A 16,685-nucleotide genomic window follows, 5' to 3' on the forward strand; every position below is an offset into this window, starting at 1 on the left:
TCATTATAAAAACAAAGAGGCGATTTAATAATGTCTGAAAACTTAAATCTGTTCACATCAACTCAAGAAGTCATTCAAGAGGCTCTAAATAGACTTGGCTATGACGAAGCAATGTATGAATTGTTAAAAGAACCGCTTCGCATGCTACAAGTGCGTATTCCAGTGAAAATGGATGATGGTACAACAAAAGTATTTACTGGTTACCGTGCACAACATAATGATGCAGTAGGACCAACTAAAGGTGGGGTTCGTTTCCATCCGGCCGTATCTGAGGAAGAAGTTAAAGCGCTTTCAATGTGGATGACATTGAAATGTGGTATCGTGGATCTACCTTATGGCGGTGGTAAAGGCGGTGTCATCTGTGACCCTCGTCAAATGTCTATGGATGAAATCGAACGATTGAGCCGTGGATATGTACGTGCAGTTAGTCAAATCGTAGGACCAACAAAAGATATTCCTGCGCCAGACGTATTTACGAATGCACAAATTATGGCTTGGATGATGGATGAATACAGCCGTATGGACGAATTCAACTCTCCAGGTTTCATCACAGGTAAGCCATTAGTGCTTGGTGGTTCTCAAGGTCGTGACCGTGCGACTGCACAAGGTGTAACAATCGTTATCCAAGAAGCAGCGAAAAAACGTGGCATTGATATAAAAGGTGCGCGCGTTGTTATTCAAGGCTTCGGTAACGCAGGTAGCTTCCTAGCGAAATTCATGCATGATTTAGGTGCAAAAGTAATCGGTATTTCAGATGCTTATGGTGCACTACATGATCCTGAAGGTTTAGATATCGACTACTTATTAGATCGTCGCGATAGCTTTGGTACGGTAACAACATTATTTGAAAACACAATTTCAAACAAAGAATTACTAGAACTTGATTGTGATATTTTAGTGCCAGCTGCTATTGAAAACCAAATTACTGCTGATAATGCAAACAACATTAAAGCAAACATTGTAGTTGAAGCAGCGAACGGTCCAACAACTTCTGAAGCAACTAGAATTTTAACTGATCGTGGCATTTTACTTGTACCAGACGTATTAGCATCTGCTGGTGGTGTAACAGTTTCTTACTTCGAATGGGTACAAAATAACCAAGGTTATTACTGGACAGAAGAAGAAGTTGAAGAACGTCTTTACAAAAAAATGGTTGATGCGTTTGAAAACGTTTATACAACAGCGACAACACGTAACATTAACATGCGTTTAGCAGCTTATATGGTAGGTGTTCGCCGCACTGCAGAAGCTTCACGCTTCCGTGGATGGGTTTAATAAATAAATAAATAAATAAATAAATAAATACAAAACGAGTCACTCCTATATCATTAGGATGACTCGTTTTTTTCTTGGGGCGATTTGAATTTATTCGTTTGGATAAGATGCTCCAGCCGCTTTTCTAACATCGCTTTTCTTACTTTCCGCTCCTTTTGTATAACCATATATTTCAATATACCTAATCCACCGAAAATAACAACAAACCAAATAGTTACAATATTTAACATAATCATAAGCAAAATTCCTTTGTTCTATGCACTGTCTCTACTATACAATGACTACCTAAACAAAATCTGAACATATGGATAGATTATATGTGCAGGTAGATAGAATTGATATATAGACAAATAGAACTAATTGTTCAGATTCTGTTCAGGAAGACTATAGTAAATTGAGGTATGACGGTGTTAAAAATTTGAAAGGGGCGAAAATATTTAATGAAAAACAACGGAGTTTTAAATAGGTAGGAGGGAAAAGGATGCATATCAAAACGAAACAGAAAAAATGGTGGAAGCGTTCACTTACGGTCATGCTTTCACTTACACTTGTGACAAGTAGTGTTTCGCTGACAGGGTTGCCTAAAAAAGCGCTAGCAGCGGATCCTGTGAATCCGGGTGGTGTAAGTACACAACCAGTACTATGGTTGAAATCAAATGAAGGTGTAAAAGAAAGTGCTGGAAATTTAACACATTGGGCTGATCAATCTGTAGCACCAGTGAATTTTACACTTGATATTCCAACAGGACAAGAAGAGAGAACACCGAAGTATAACGTAAATGGTGTGAACTTTAACCCAAGTGTAAAATTTGATAACCCAAGTGGAGCAGCTCACTATAATCAATCTGCTAAATTAGTAGGAGATAAACAGATTACTTTCCAGTCTGGATATGCGGTTTATAAATGGCCTGAAGCTGGGACTGCAGGGGCACTTGTTGGTTCTACGGAAATAATCAAGTACGGTACTCAGATTTTAGGTGGGGGTGGAAGCGGTGGAAACTATTTCGCAGTAGGGACAGGTGCAAACTCTACATGGCGCTCTTTTGGACCTGCTAATAGAAAAATATTCCAAATGGCAAACTATGAAATGAATGATGATGGCACAAAGGCATTAGCAAGAATAAATGGACAGCTGACTACTGTAGGCCAACCAACAATTACAATTAAACCCATTACATTTACACCTGTTATTGGAGCTACTGGACCTGGAGCTTCTGGTAGTAACTTCTCAGGTCTCAATGCTGATGTGGCAGAGGTTATTTTGTATGATGGGGAAATAAGTGCAGATGCTGCTAAAATTGAAACGTATTTAGCCGTAAAATATGGCATTACGTTAAATGATGGTGCTAGCAATTACGTTGCGACGAATAACACGGTTGTGTGGGATGCAAACACCAAGTATCAACAAAATATCGCTGGTATCGGTCGTGACAATGCAGAGGACCTTGAGCAAAAGCAAAGCCGAAGCATTAACGAAGGTACACAGGTTGCAATTGGTGTTGAGGCACTTACAGCTACAAATTTGGCTAATCAAGGTACGCTTACAGATGGACAATATTTGATTTGGGCCGATAACGGCAAGGATCTAGCGTTCACAAAGCAAATCGGCACAACTCACAAAAATCATGCTGAACGTATTTGGAAAGTACAAACTACAGGAAGTGTGGGTGAAGTAGAAATTGCCATTCCAAAGAGTGCTCTTCCAGAAAACACAACATTACGAGTAGGAAGCAGCGATACAGATTTTGCACTAGCGACTGAACATACATTAACAGAGATTACTTTAAATGGCGCACCTCATTATGCTGCAAAAGCGACATTAGCCAATGGTCAATATTTCACGTTTGCAGCGGATGCACCAGCACCACTAAGCGTGAAAGTGGAAGAAATCACAGCGAATCAAAATCAAATTATCGTGTCGTTTGATAAAGACATCAAATTAACAGCACCTGAAGCAACTGGATTTACAGTGACAGTAGGAACTGAAACAATTACACTAACTGATGCCGATGTGAAAGTAAATCCAGCTGATCCAAAGCAATTACTGATTACATTACCAGGGACAGATTCCACTGGTAAATCCGTAAAAGTAGAGTATGACGGACAAGGAAAATTAACAGGTACAGATGGTGTACCGGTAAATAGCTTTGAAGAAACTATGACAAACACTGCCATACCATCTCTACAAATCACGGATCCAACAGGTAAAGTGAGCACTAAGAAACCAGACATTAAAGGAACAGTAGATAAAGACGCAACGGTGAAAGTTGTGATTAAAGATAAAGACGGCAATGAAGTACCAAATGCGAGTGGGAATGCGACGGTTGATGGAAGTGGCAATTGGGCATTCACGCCAAGCATTGACTTAGTAGATGGCGACTACATAATCGAAGTCGAGGCAAAAAAAGGCGACAAGATAGCAAAACAAACGGTAAACATGACAGTAGATACAGCAGCTCCAAATCCAACAGTGGGAGTAACAGCACCAACAGAAACGGTGAGTACAGGTAAACCAACATTTACTGGAACAGCAACACCAGGTGCAACAGTAAAAATCAAAAATTCTGATAACATAACGTTAACAACAACAGCAGATGAACATGGAAACTGGAGCATCACACCGAACAAAGATATACCTAACGGCATATACAATGTCGAGTATACAGCCGAACTTAATGGTCATACATCTGGCATAGTATCAAAACTTTTAACAGTCGATGCGCCAGATAAATCACTTTTAGCGACACGAGTGGAGATTGTCGAAGGCTTAACAAACGAAGATTATACTCCTGAAAGTTGGAATAACTTAGAGCCAGTATTGAGTGCAGCAAAAGCTGTATTGGACAATCCAAATGCAACACAAGCTGACATAGAAGCAGCTTACAATGCTTTAAAAGCAAAACATGATGGATTGGAGTTTGTAGATCCGGATAAAACAGTTGATAAAACGAATCTGCAAAAAGAGCTTACAATTGCCGCTGGGTTTAGCGAGTTGAATTATACGCAAGATAGTTGGTCTGCATTTGAAACGGCAAAAAAAGATGCTCAAGATGTATTCAATAATCCACAAGCAACCCAAGAAGAGGTGAATGCAGCTTGGGAAAAATTAGTTGCAGCGCGTCATGCATTAATAGATGCCCCGACTGCTCCTACAGTAGATAAAACAGCATTGCAAGCTAAAGTAGATGAATCAGCGAACTTATCGGCAGGTAGCTATACACCAGAAAGTTGGTCAAACTACCAAAAAGCGTTAAATGATGCAATAGCTATGTTGACAAAAGGAAGCGCTACGCAAACAGAAATAGACGATGCCTTACAAGCATTAACAGCAGCGCAGAATGCACTTGTAAAGAAACCTACACAACCAACATCAGGTCTAGGCTCACTAACACCATCAACAGGCGCATTAAGTCCAAACTTCTCATCAAAAGTCACAAATTACACAATGAATGTGAATTACGCAACGTCTCAATTAACATTTACAGCACTCCCGAGCAATCCAGATGCTACAGTGACGATGACTGTGAATGGACAAGTTGCGACAAATGGTCTTGTTCCACTCCAAGTCGGTGCAAATACCGTAGTTATTACGGTTCAAGATGGTACAGGAGTCAAACAATATACAATTACGGTTTATCGTGCCGCTGACTCGTCATCAGGCTCAGGCGGTGGCGGAGATACATGGACGACAGCTCCACCAACAACGACTGAACCTGGTACAACTACAACGAAAATCCAAGTGGCATTAGAAATTGATGGCGAAAACCCACTGGAAAAAACAACAGTAGAAATTGAGCGCACAAAACATGCCAAGGGTGAAATCACAGATTTTGTGGTATTAACAGAAGCGAACTCGAAGGAAGCTGTAGAAAAAGCGAACCGAATTGGCAATAACATTGTTCGTATCGTCATTCCGGATGTCAATGATGAAGTAGATAAAGTAACGATAGAAATAGCGAAACAATCTCTTCAATTACTACATGACAATGGTTTATCATTAGAATTTGCTACAGAGAATGGACTGATTGCAATTCCACTCAGCTCAATGGACGGTGTGAATGATAATTTCTACTTCCGTTTAGTACCTGTGAAAAAGGAAAGTGAGCGTAAGGCGATTGAAGAACGTGCAAGAGTGGAGAAGGTTGTCCGTAAAACACTGCAAAGCAATAATGTACGTGTCGTAGCTCGTCCAATGACGATTGAAACGAATATGCCAAGTCGACCAGTACAAGTGACACTTCCATTGAAAGGTGTTAATGTGCCAGTAGCGGCAGCTGAGCGACAAGCATTCCTAGACCAATTAGCTGTCTTTATTGAACATTCGGATGGCGAGAAAAAAGTTGTATTCCCTGAAGTCGTGACAAAGGCGAAGGGTGAACTTGGCTTACGTTTCACAGTGGACAAGTTTAGTACATTTACGATTATTCAGGTGGAAAAGCAAGCTATTCACCACCATGAAGCATACATTAAAGGCTTCCCTAATGGTACATTTGGTCCGGAGAAAAACGTGACACGTGCCCAAGTGGCAACGATGATTGCGCGTATCTTAGGCTATACAGATGGCCAAGCAGTTAGCAAGGCACCATTCAATGATATTCCAAGTAATCATTTTGCAGCTGGCGCAATTGCCTTTGTCAAAGAGCGCGGTATTATGAATGGGGATGTGGATGGCAACTTCCGCGCAAGTGAGAATATCACACGTGCACAAATGGCTACAGTGGTCGCGAACTATAAGCAGCTGCATATCGAAGAAAAATGTAGCAATTACATTCAATGATACAAAAGGCCACTGGGCGCAATGGATTATTGAAGCGAATCGTAATGCAGGCATTATTAACGGTCGCGCAGACAGAAGTTTCGCACCAGATGAGCACTTAACACGTGCCCAAGCCGTGGTGATGATGAACCGTATGTTTGAACGCGGTCCACTACATGGTGTGACAACACCAAGCTTCCCAGATGTAAAGGCATCTCACTGGGCGTTTAACGAAATTGAAGAGGCTGCAAAACCTCATGCATATTTCATCGATGAAGAGGGGCAAGAGCAGATTAATTGAATAAGTATGGGCAATTACAGGCTAAGTATTTTTTAGCCTGTTTTTCAGTTATTTATTGATTGAAAAGATTTTTTTGGTAATAAGTTGATATTTTTAAAAGATCTGTTCAGATTCTGTTCAGGCATCCCTTATAGACTAAATAGGAAAATCATGAAGCCGATATTTAGTGAAGGGGAGAACATAAAGATGAAAAATAGCACAACACTTTACGACAAACTATTTAAAGCAGCTATGGCTACAAGTGTAATTGCTGTTGTGGCATCAAACATGGCAAAAGCCGCAAATAGGAAGTATTTACGGATGTCAAAACAACCTCTGACTACTATGAATATGTTAATGAATTGTTTGAACGTGGCTTTGTGAATGGGTAAATTATTAAATAACTTCCCAATTATTGTTCAGAATTTGTTCAAATATTTTATAATAGAAAAAATTACATAAAAAAATAAATGACTAAGCAATCGAATGTATGTAAATAAATCAAACGATAGTAGGAACATAATAATGAAAAAAGATTTTGTAATAGTGTTTAGTATCTTCATGCTATTTGCTATAGTTTTTGTAATAGGGAATAGGCATTATTTTTTAGAAAATAATGACAGTATTGTGAAACAGGGAATGACGGTTGTTTCAAATGAGCAACTTGAAAATAATAACACCATTAAGCTCAATGGAGATTGGTCTTTTTATCCAAACGTTCTGATATCGCCTCAACAGTCATTAGATGATTTCGAAGAGCGGCGTATATCTATGAAAGTTCCTGATAAATGGGAGGATTATTTTCAATTCAATGAAAAAGGTCCTCTTGTCGGTACATATCATCTTGTAGTAAAGGTTCCTACAGAAGGGCAGTATGGTTTGTTTTTTCGCTATATTCACTCATCTAGTCGTGTTTTCATTAATGGTATTAAGGTTGGGGGAAAAGGAAACCCAAGTACGTCTTTCTCAAGCTTTCAATCAGAAAATGATGATACATTTATTGCCATTGGGCAAAGTGACGAGCAAGAGCTTGATATATTAATACAGGTAGCTAGCTACAATAAATATCCGACAGCGGGAATGATTTATCCTGTTGAATTTGGAACAAGGGAGAGCATACAGAATTTCTACGATCACAAGAGGTTAATTGATGTATTGGTGATTTTTGGATATATCGTTTTTGGCATCATTTATCTGACTATCTATGGACAAAGTCGCAAAAGGAAAGAAGAATTGTTTTTCGGACTTTATATGTTACTGATAGGTTTTCAGTCGTCCTTTACTAATCACAAGATTTTCTTTCAAGTTTTTCCTATAGCAGAAACCTTTACGCAGTCACGTTTACAGCTCGGTGTTATCCCTCTAATCGATATTTGTCAAATACTTTTTCTTTATACTATGTATCCACAAGTGGCGAATAAAAAAATTGTCAATACAATTGTTATTTCACTAGGTTGCGTTTTTTTTCTATATGGTATTTATAATCCATTTTATATCGATACAAGTGAAATGACTGCACAAGCAATGATTATTCGACAAATTACATACGTAGCTTTGATTATTTTGTTAACTGGCTACACGCAATTGATGTTAATCCGTGTTATCTTGAAAAAACTAGAAGGTGCACGATATATATTAATCATTTTTACAGGAGGTTGCTGTTATGCGTTATTAGTAATCATTAATTTTTTAATAGAAGTACCTAATGAGTATAGTAAATTGGTATTTTTGGGTTGTACATTAGTTGGCTTCACTTTACTCCTAAACTATCGTATGAATCAGGCCTTTACGGATGCACAGACATTATCAAAAGAGCTATTAGTACACAATCAAATGAAGGATGAATTTTTACTGAAAACCTCCCATGAATTGCGCACACCGTTAAATGGGATTTTGAATTTATCAAAGTCACTAATGGAAGGTGCTGAGGGGCCGTTGAAGCGTACCCAACAGGAGCAAGTGATTTTAATTCATAATGTGACGCAGCGTTTAGGTTATTTAGTAGAGGATTTACTGTTTTCATCCAATTATATGTCTGGCGAAATACGTGTCTCTCCTCGTACAGTGGCAATAACGGTGATTAATGAGGTAGTAGCAGAAATTCGCAGTGTGATGTCTACTAATAGTCACGTACGATTACTCGTTGAAGTAGATTTGACATTGCCACCCATGCTGACCGATGAATTGCGCTTTAAGCAGGTGTTGTACAATCTGTTACACAATGCTATCCAGCATACCGAAATTGGAGAAATTACTGTAACTGCCTATCAGCAAGAGAAACATATGGTCATCGAGGTAAGCGATACCGGAAAAGGGATTCCTGCTCAGGATTTAGAACGCATTTTTAATTCGTTTTATCAAGTGAAAAATAATCATCAGAAAGAGGGCCTTGGAATAGGATTAAGCATTGCAAAAAATATTGTAGATAAATTAAATGGTGATATTTATGTAAAAAGTACTTTAGGAGAAGGAACAATCTTTACATTCACAATGCCTCTTGCAACAGAAGAGCAAGTGGGTATTGAAAACTCATTCGCAATCGTCTCACGTGCCAACACATCCAAAATATTACAACTTGAGCTACCGTTGATTCATAATGGAAACGATAAAAAAATACTTGTAGTAGATGATGATCATGTCAATATAAAGGTTTTAGCGGATGTATTAGCACTAAAGGGCTATACAGTGATTGGTGTTGATAATGGCTTTGACGCTATCGACTACATCAAAACGAATCAAGTGGATTGTATGCTAGTCGACTTAATGATGGAAGGTATGTCGGGCTATGAATTATGTAAGCAAGTGCGCAAGCAATATGACATGTTAGAACTACCAATCATTGTTTTAACTGCTATTATGAAACATTCTGATTTAGTGCTAACCTTGCAAGTAGGAGCGAATGATTATTTACGAAAGCCTGTAGCAACTGATGAATTGCTTATACGAATAGAATCATTATTAGCGGTTAGACAATCATCAATAGATGCAATCGAAGTTGAGATGAATTATTTATATGCGCAAGTGACCCCTCATTTTGTCTATAATACACTCAATACAATTATTGGATTGAGCTATTCCGATATGGATAATACAAGGGAAGCACTATACTGCCTAGCAACTTACTTCCGTGCAAAGCTCAATGTTCATTATCGTAACAGTATGGTGTTGATTGAAGAAGAATTGGAGCTCGTAAAAGCATATCTTTATATTGAAAAGATGCGTTTTGGTAATCGTTTAACTGTCAAATATGATATTGATGAATCTATACAACTTATGATTCCAGCATTATCGCTACAGCCTTTAGTGGAAAATGCCGTTTTTCATGGTATTTCCAAAAAGCCAGAGGGAGGTACAATTGAAGTAAGTGTCCAGAGAGAAGGACAATTTGTTCGGATTAAAATACAAGATAATGGGGTAGGTATACCCGCTAAAAAGTTACAACAATTAATTAATGAAGAAAGTTCGCGCATTGGTTTTACAAATCCGTTAAAAAAATTTAAATTAATGAAAAATGCGAGCCTTCGTTTAAATAGTGAGGAAGGAAAGGGGACAACTATTCTAATATTATTACCGAAGGGTGATGGAGCATGAATATTATTATCATAGATGATGAAAAAATGGCTATTGATGTTTTACGTTTCAAGTTAAATCGACTTACACAATTTCAGATTTCTATTAAAGGAACATTTACGAATGCAGCCGATGCCCTGATTTTTCTAGAAAAAGAATCTATTGATGTTGTTTTTCTAGATATAGAAATGATTGATGTGCATGGCTTACAGGTAGCAAAACAATTAAAAGGGAAATCATCATCTACACAAATAATATTTGTTACAGCACATGCCCAATTTGCAGTGGATGCATTTGATGTAGAGGCAACGGATTATTTGTTAAAACCTGTTCATGAGAAGCGGCTCATAAAGGCGTTGATCAAAGCGCAGCAGAAGTTGCAATTACAAGAAGATGTAGCAAAAGTGAAAAAAGAACATCTCTTATATGCATATACATTTGGAAGCTTTTATTTATTGGATGCCCAGCATGAGGTTATGAAGTGGCGTACTAGGAAAGTGCGAGAACTATTTTTATATTTATGGTTTCATCAAAAAAAGCCTATGTTAAATGTTGTCATAATAGAGGAGCTCTGGCCAGATTTAGAATTTGAGAAGGCGGCCAGTAACTTACATACGTCTATTTACCAGTTAAGGAAGCACCTTAAAGAAAAAGGTATTCAAGATCCAATTCGATTGGTCAATAATCATTATCAATTAAATGTGGAAATTGCTAGTGATTATGATAAATTTATTTATTTGCTAGAGCAGAAAAGGCATGATGAAATATCCATCCAGCAGCTTTTAAATTACTATGAAGGTGATTTTTTAGCGGAGGAGGAGTACTCTTGGGCTATTCAAACCCAGCTGCGCTTAAAGCAAGGGATCTTACATGTACTCGAAATGTATATTACTACTACAATTTCTATTAATTCATTACTAAAATTAAACTGTTTACAAAAGACGTTAGAGCTAGATGAGTTTAACGAAAACTATATGTTTCTACTACTAGAATTTTTAATTGGGCAAAACAAAAAACAGGATTGTATAAAGTGCTATGAGAGGATACAAGAAAAATTATCGGAAATTGGTATTTCAGTACCAGAGAAAATTTTTAGTATTTATAATGCTTACATGATTCATGTTTAGGGATCTTTATTCTTTGCTTTCTCCAATATAAATATGAGAAAATCCAAGCAGAAAGGGGCGAATTGAATGGATTCATTTACATTTTATAACCCAGTGAAGTTACATTTTGGTGAAAATGCATTGGAAAAGCTTTCGAATGAGTTAGCGCAGCATGGTAAAAAGGTGCTAGTTGTATATGGTGGAGGTAGCGTTAAGAAAAATGGTGTATACGATGCTGTCATCGAGAAGTTACAAGAAGCCGATAAAACAATATTTGAACTAAGTGGTGTTGAGCCAAATCCACGTGTTGAAACAGCAAGACTTGGTATTGATCTTTGTAAAAAAGAAGATATTGATCTAGTCCTAGCTGTAGGAGGTGGTTCCGTAATTGACTGTTCTAAGCTAATAGCCGCTGGTGCAAAATATGATGGCGATGCTTGGGGTATTGTAAAGCGTAAAGTATTTGTGCAGGACGCTTTACCGCTTGGAACGGTATTAACGCTAGCTGCAACAGGTTCCGAAATGAACTCAGGCTCTGTTATTACAAATGCGGCTACTGAGGAAAAACTAAGCTGGGGTAGCCCTGCGGTATTCCCGAAATTTTCGATTTTAAATCCAGCGTATACGGTGACAGTACCAAAAAATCATACAGTTTACGGTATGGTTGATATGATGTCGCATGTACTTGAACAATATTTCCATAATACGACGAATACACCGATTACAGACGAAATGTGTGAAGGAGTATTAAGAACTGTCATTGCAACAGCACCTGAATTAATAGAAGATTTAGAGAATATTCCGTTGCGTGAAACGATTTTATTAGCCGGAACAATTGGGTTAAATGGATTCTTATCAATTGGCTCTCGCGGTGATTGGGCGTCACATAATATTGAGCACGCTGTATCTGCAGTGTACGATATTCCGCACGCAGGTGGTTTAGCGATATTACAACCACATTGGATGCGTCTATGTGTACCCGTAAATCCAGAACGTTTTGCAGGCATTGCAACACGCGTTTTTGGTGTTGACGCATCAGGGAAGTCTCCAGAAGAGGTTGCATACGAAGGAATTGATCGTTTATCGGCATTCTGGACTTCACTAGGAGCTCCGAGTCGACTTGTAGATTATGAAATTGATGATTCAAAATTCCAGCAAATTGTAGAGCATGCTATGCAAAATGGACCCTTTGGAAACTTCAAAAAATTACAGGAAGAAGATGTGCGAACTATTTTGCAAAACGCTCTTTAATATGAAAATAGACATGAGGCTACCCGTTGTAGTCTCATATTTTTTATTGTGCAAGTGTCCTAACAAAAATCTTAGGAAATAACTAATTCCTTGTCGAATGTTCTCGTTAATTGTAAAATTGTTCAGAATTTGTTCAACTATGTTTATTAAAATAAAGATAATAATAAACTAGGATAGAGAGGGACAAATGTTGAAACAAATGCTTGAAGATTGCAATGTCACATCGGGTTGCATAAAGACTCCATTTCAGCGGCACGTTTATAAAATGCAGAATTGTGTAGAAGTATTGGGGATTGAAACGAAATCACTGCAAGTTGAGAATGACCAAATTGTCACGGGATATATCGTTGATCAAAGTATATTCTTTAAAAGTTTACAATGTGGCCAAACGAATATTACCTTTACAGATGGTGTAAATAAAGCAAATGTACAAGTTTTTGTACGTCCTTCTGGAGAAATCGTTGTAGAAGTGGAACCTTATTTACGAGATGCTGAAATAGTGCTAGTTTATTATCGAACAATACTAGCAGATACAGCTATTGCGATTGATTTAAAAGGTGCTTTAAAACATTATTTGGTGACTCATCAAATGATGAATAATGATGATTCAATTGCAGAGGTACATTACCGATCTATGCATCCTAATGTATTGAAAGATTCTTATGCGGGTAATTTCATATTAGGTTGCTATGCAGATGGAAGAGAGATTACAAATGCAGAAGAATATGCATTAGCTAATCGATTGGCAACATTAAAATTCTCAAAAATCGTTATTCAACAGCAAGGTGTAAAAAAGGTTATTGCATTAAAAATGTTATTAACTTTTATGATAACAGATCATGTTTTTGTAAATAATGAAGAGATTCTAGATTACTTAATAGAAGATACAAAAGAAGTTAAACGAGAACAAAGTCATCTAGTGCTGGTATAATAAATAGCCAACTGCCTGAAATAAGGCAATTGGCTATTTATTTTATTTAGAAAAATTATTTTGGATCATGATGTTATTGTTTGGGTGTTGAGTTTTCCGGTCTTTCACCAATATGCACCCAAGCTAGTTTCCCATCATCCTCATCAAATAAAATGGCTACTTTTGATACGCCTTTCTGACTTGAAATGACCTCTGTTAAATGGTCGCGTACATCATCTAAAAAAGCGAGTGATAGGTTAGGATCAGCTTCGGCAACTAATTCCACATGTAAAAATTCGCCTTCTTTAACGACCTCTAAACGAACAATATCTTTAATGTTTGGGTCATCCATAACAAGATGAGCAATATGATTTAGCATTTCTTCGTCTGTTTCACCAATAACCCCACGCGCATTATCAAGGAAAACTTTCGCTACTACATAGAACATCATACAGCCAATAATCATTGATACAAGTCCTTCTATTCTTGTCCAGCCTGTAAAATGTGCGATTAAAATAGCTGCGAAGGCCAAGAAGTTACCGCCTGTAGCCACTAAGTCTTCCATAAACACTAATTTTGTTGCTGGTTTTGCGCGATTTAAATAGGGAAAAGCTTTAGGGATAGCAGTTATTATTCCAGTTTTCTCCTGCCCAGCGTCATGTAGTATTTCAACGGCAGCCTTCGCAAGAACTGACCCTTCTAAAACAATACCAATCAATAATACGCCAAGTGCAATGAACATTCCTTTAGATTCTCCAGCTGGGTGTATAAAATGATGCCAGCCTTCTTTTATAGTTTCATAAGAAAGGATCGCCACAATTATAACAGCAAAAAGACAAACTAAATTTACTATTCGGCCAAAGCCTCCAGGAAACTGTTTTGTCGGTGCTTTTTTCGAAAGCGCTGAGCCGATATAAACGAATAATTGGTTTGCTGCATCTCCTAGTGAGTGCATCATTTCTGCAAACATGGCAACATTACCTGTAAAGAAGAAGGCAACACCTTTAATAATTCCTAAAAAGGCATTGACAACTGCTGCCAACAGAGAAGGTTTATTCCCGTTTTTTAATAGTTTCAATATTTCTGCCACAAAAGAATCCTCCAACTAGTTTAAAATTTCCATCTCGATTTTTTCTATATAGGGTAGTGTTCGTAATGAACGATAAAATGACAGTAAGTTATCAGAGACTATTAATGATAAGCGTAAATCTAATTCGTGAAAAACATGTTCAGGATCCGGAATATCTTGAATGCGTATGTTTTCGATAATAATATTGTTTTCCTTTAGGAATTGTAAAAAGGATTCACTCTTTTCATCATTATTAATCTGAACCTTCAATGATATTTCTCGCATACGAATTCTTCTTGGTCCTATTTTCATTAGAAACGGCGATAAAACCTCAATTCCGAAGACAATGATAATAACGGCTAATGTAGCATCTATATAGAAGCCTGCACCAACTGCAATCCCTATTCCCGCAGCTCCCCAAATCATTGCTGCAGTTGTTAAACCTGAGATACTATCATTCCCGCGTCTTAAAATAACACCTGCTCCAAGAAATCCAATTCCACTAACAATTTGAGCAGCCAAACGAAGGGGGTCCATTGTTATATTGATTCCTGACCTAGGGGGTGTTGAGTAGGCGGTTTCAATCGAAATAATAGTGAGTAAACAGCTAAATGTAGCAATAACTAAGCTCGTTTTTAATCCTACAGGCTTCTTTTTTAATTCCCTTTCGATGCCGATTACTAAACTTAATGTGGCTGCAATTACTAATTTTATGCCAACTTCATATGTAATCATATTTTCCAAGGTTTCCATACGCAACCCTCCACAGATATTTCGTATTGCTAAGAGATATGCAAGGTGTCATTATTATATGTACATTACTTTTTTGTATTGTACATCACGATCGTAATGAAGTATAAGTATTTTTAATTCTTTCTGCACATATTTTTGGTAGCGAAAGAAAGCTGCAGCCACAATTGTTCTATACAGCGAAAGCAAAGCGACAGCCACAAAAGTTTTATGTAGCGAAAGCAAAGCGTCGGCTACAAATGTCTTTACCTCTATATGTAGTGAGATGAATGTGAGTATAAGTTAAAGTTTCCCGCAGATTTCACGGGATTGGAAAGGAGTCTTTAAAGGATGTTAGCCTAAAATCATCGTATCCATGCGATAACGGCTAACTGACCTGCATCGGTAAAAACGCCACGTCCTGTGGCATTACCGAAATGACCGACATCGTGTCGGCCCTCATGCAGGCCTGAGCGTAAAACCGAATCCAGACGTAATGCTACCTAGACAAAATTGATTGGAGGTTGGATTTTATGGAGAAACCAAAAATTCATCCATACATACCTATTTTTATTGGCGTTATTTCAGTATCCTTATCTGCCATATTTGTAAAATTAGCAAATGCAGAAGCGGGGGTTATTGCGTTTTACCGTATGTTCTTTTCGGTGTTAATAATGGCTCCTCTGTTTTTTTGGAAGTACGCTAAGGAGGTAAAGGGATTAAGAATACGTGATTGGCTATTTTCTTCTGTTGCAGGTATATTTTTAGCCTTTCATTTTATTTTGTGGTTTGAATCACTTAATTACACTTCTGTAGCAAGTTCTACAGTTTTGGTTACACTACAGCCATTGTTTGCATTTGTAGGTACATATTTTTTCTTTAAAGAGAACATTACCCTGAAAACCATTTTTGCAGGAGTTATTGCTATTGTCGGTAGTATTTTAATTAGTTGGGGAGATTTTAAACTTAGCGGTACTGCATTTTATGGAGACATGCTTGCTCTTGTCGCGTGCGCACTCGTTACAGCTTACTTTTTATTTGGACAAGATGTACGGAAAAGATTATCTCTTGTGACATATACGATGATTGTTTATGCTGTTAGTACAATTACATTGTTTATCTATGTTCTTATTAAAGGGGAATCGTTCGGTCCATATTCTGCTATGGACTGGATATGGTTTATTTTATTAGCGATAGTTCCTAATTTATTTGGTCATACTCTATTTAATTGGTCTATTAAATACGTTAGTACAAATGTAGTCTCCGTTGCGATCTTATTTGAACCAATTGGCGCGGCCATTTTAGCTCTTCTAATTTTTAAAGAGTATTTAATAGCCACACAAATTTTTGGCGGATTCATTGTTATAGTAGGAATTCTCTTATTTGTAGTCGATGAGAAAAAGATTTTTAAACTTTTTTTAAAAAAAGCTTGATTTATAAATTGCTATATTATATATTATTACTTGTCCTTAACAAGAAGGACGACTTGAAAAAAAGATTTGAAAAAAGATTTGAAAAAAAGTTGTTGACTTCTTATCGGATACAAGTTATGATAATAAAGTCGCTGAAAACAACAGCAACAAAATGAACCTTGAAAACTGAACAAGCAAAACGTAATCAATAAAGTTTTTAGTAACTAACCTAGAGTTGGTGAACGAAACAAAATTTTGGACATCAAACATGATGCCAGCAAAACAATTTGAGCTAATCAAATTTCTTTTTATGGAGAGTTTGATCCT

The 16,685-nt window shown here is 37.3% G+C and carries 10 protein-coding genes and 1 pseudogene; 9 read left to right on the forward strand and 2 right to left on the reverse strand.

All coding sequences use genetic code 11. From position 1 onward, the window contains the following. Nucleotides 1-30: 30 nt before the first annotated feature. The 8 genes and pseudogenes from ACQKOG_RS20760 (at nucleotide 31) to ACQKOG_RS20795 (ending at nucleotide 13,169) form a co-directional block, all read left to right on the forward strand. Nucleotides 31-1,275 carry a Glu/Leu/Phe/Val family dehydrogenase gene (locus tag ACQKOG_RS20760; RefSeq protein ID WP_370077993.1) on the forward strand — a complete coding sequence of 415 codons (1,245 nt, stop codon included), beginning with the start codon at nucleotides 31-33 and terminating at the stop codon, nucleotides 1,273-1,275. A 481-nt stretch (nucleotides 1,276-1,756) separates the two neighbouring features. Next, on the forward strand, nucleotides 1,757-6,052 hold the full coding sequence (locus ACQKOG_RS20765; protein WP_427448191.1) for an S-layer homology domain-containing protein: 4,296 nt from the start codon (nucleotides 1,757-1,759) through the stop codon (nucleotides 6,050-6,052). Then, nucleotides 5,976-6,332: an S-layer homology domain-containing protein gene (locus tag ACQKOG_RS20770; protein WP_427448192.1), complete on the forward strand. Its 357-nt coding sequence runs from the start codon at nucleotides 5,976-5,978 to the stop codon at nucleotides 6,330-6,332. The genes ACQKOG_RS20765 and ACQKOG_RS20770 overlap by 77 nt, the downstream gene beginning before the upstream one ends. A gap of 326 nt (nucleotides 6,333-6,658) precedes the next feature. Next, nucleotides 6,659-6,703: pseudogene (locus ACQKOG_RS20775) on the forward strand (hypothetical protein); the annotation flags it as partial. Between the two features lie 133 nt (nucleotides 6,704-6,836). After that, a complete protein-coding gene (locus tag ACQKOG_RS20780) occupies nucleotides 6,837-9,902 on the forward strand; it encodes a sensor histidine kinase (RefSeq protein WP_402869243.1) in 3,066 nt (1,021 codons plus the stop codon). Next, nucleotides 9,899-11,008, forward strand: coding sequence for a response regulator (locus ACQKOG_RS20785; RefSeq protein ID WP_427448193.1), 1,110 nt, complete (start codon nucleotides 9,899-9,901; stop codon nucleotides 11,006-11,008). The genes ACQKOG_RS20780 and ACQKOG_RS20785 overlap by 4 nt, the downstream gene beginning before the upstream one ends. A gap of 66 nt (nucleotides 11,009-11,074) precedes the next feature. Then, the gene (locus ACQKOG_RS20790) at nucleotides 11,075-12,238 is read left to right on the forward strand and encodes an iron-containing alcohol dehydrogenase (RefSeq protein ID WP_370077985.1); all 1,164 of its coding nucleotides are present in this window, start codon (nucleotides 11,075-11,077) and stop codon (nucleotides 12,236-12,238) included. A gap of 187 nt (nucleotides 12,239-12,425) precedes the next feature. Then, on the forward strand, nucleotides 12,426-13,169 hold the full coding sequence (locus tag ACQKOG_RS20795) for a hypothetical protein (protein WP_370077983.1): 744 nt from the start codon (nucleotides 12,426-12,428) through the stop codon (nucleotides 13,167-13,169). 73 nt (nucleotides 13,170-13,242) lie between these two features. On the opposite strand, the gene ACQKOG_RS20800 is transcribed toward ACQKOG_RS20795, so the two are convergent. Next, nucleotides 13,243-14,238 (reverse strand): cation diffusion facilitator family transporter, encoded by a 996-nt coding sequence (locus ACQKOG_RS20800; RefSeq protein WP_370077981.1) that lies wholly within the window; start codon nucleotides 14,236-14,238, stop codon nucleotides 13,243-13,245. Nucleotides 14,239-14,253: 15 nt separating this feature from the next. Then, nucleotides 14,254-14,970 (reverse strand): MgtC/SapB family protein, encoded by a 717-nt coding sequence (locus tag ACQKOG_RS20805; RefSeq protein WP_370077979.1) that lies wholly within the window; start codon nucleotides 14,968-14,970, stop codon nucleotides 14,254-14,256. 509 nt (nucleotides 14,971-15,479) lie between these two features. On the opposite strand from ACQKOG_RS20805, the gene ACQKOG_RS20810 reads away from it, so the two are divergent. Beyond that, complete coding sequence (locus ACQKOG_RS20810) at nucleotides 15,480-16,379, forward strand: DMT family transporter (protein ID WP_370077977.1); 900 nt, start codon at nucleotides 15,480-15,482, stop codon at nucleotides 16,377-16,379. Nucleotides 16,380-16,685: the final 306 nt, after the last annotated feature.

Origin of the sequence: Lysinibacillus sp. NPDC093216 (assembly GCF_050280325.1) — a bacterium.
Classification (GTDB): domain Bacteria; phylum Bacillota; class Bacilli; order Bacillales_A; family Planococcaceae; genus Lysinibacillus.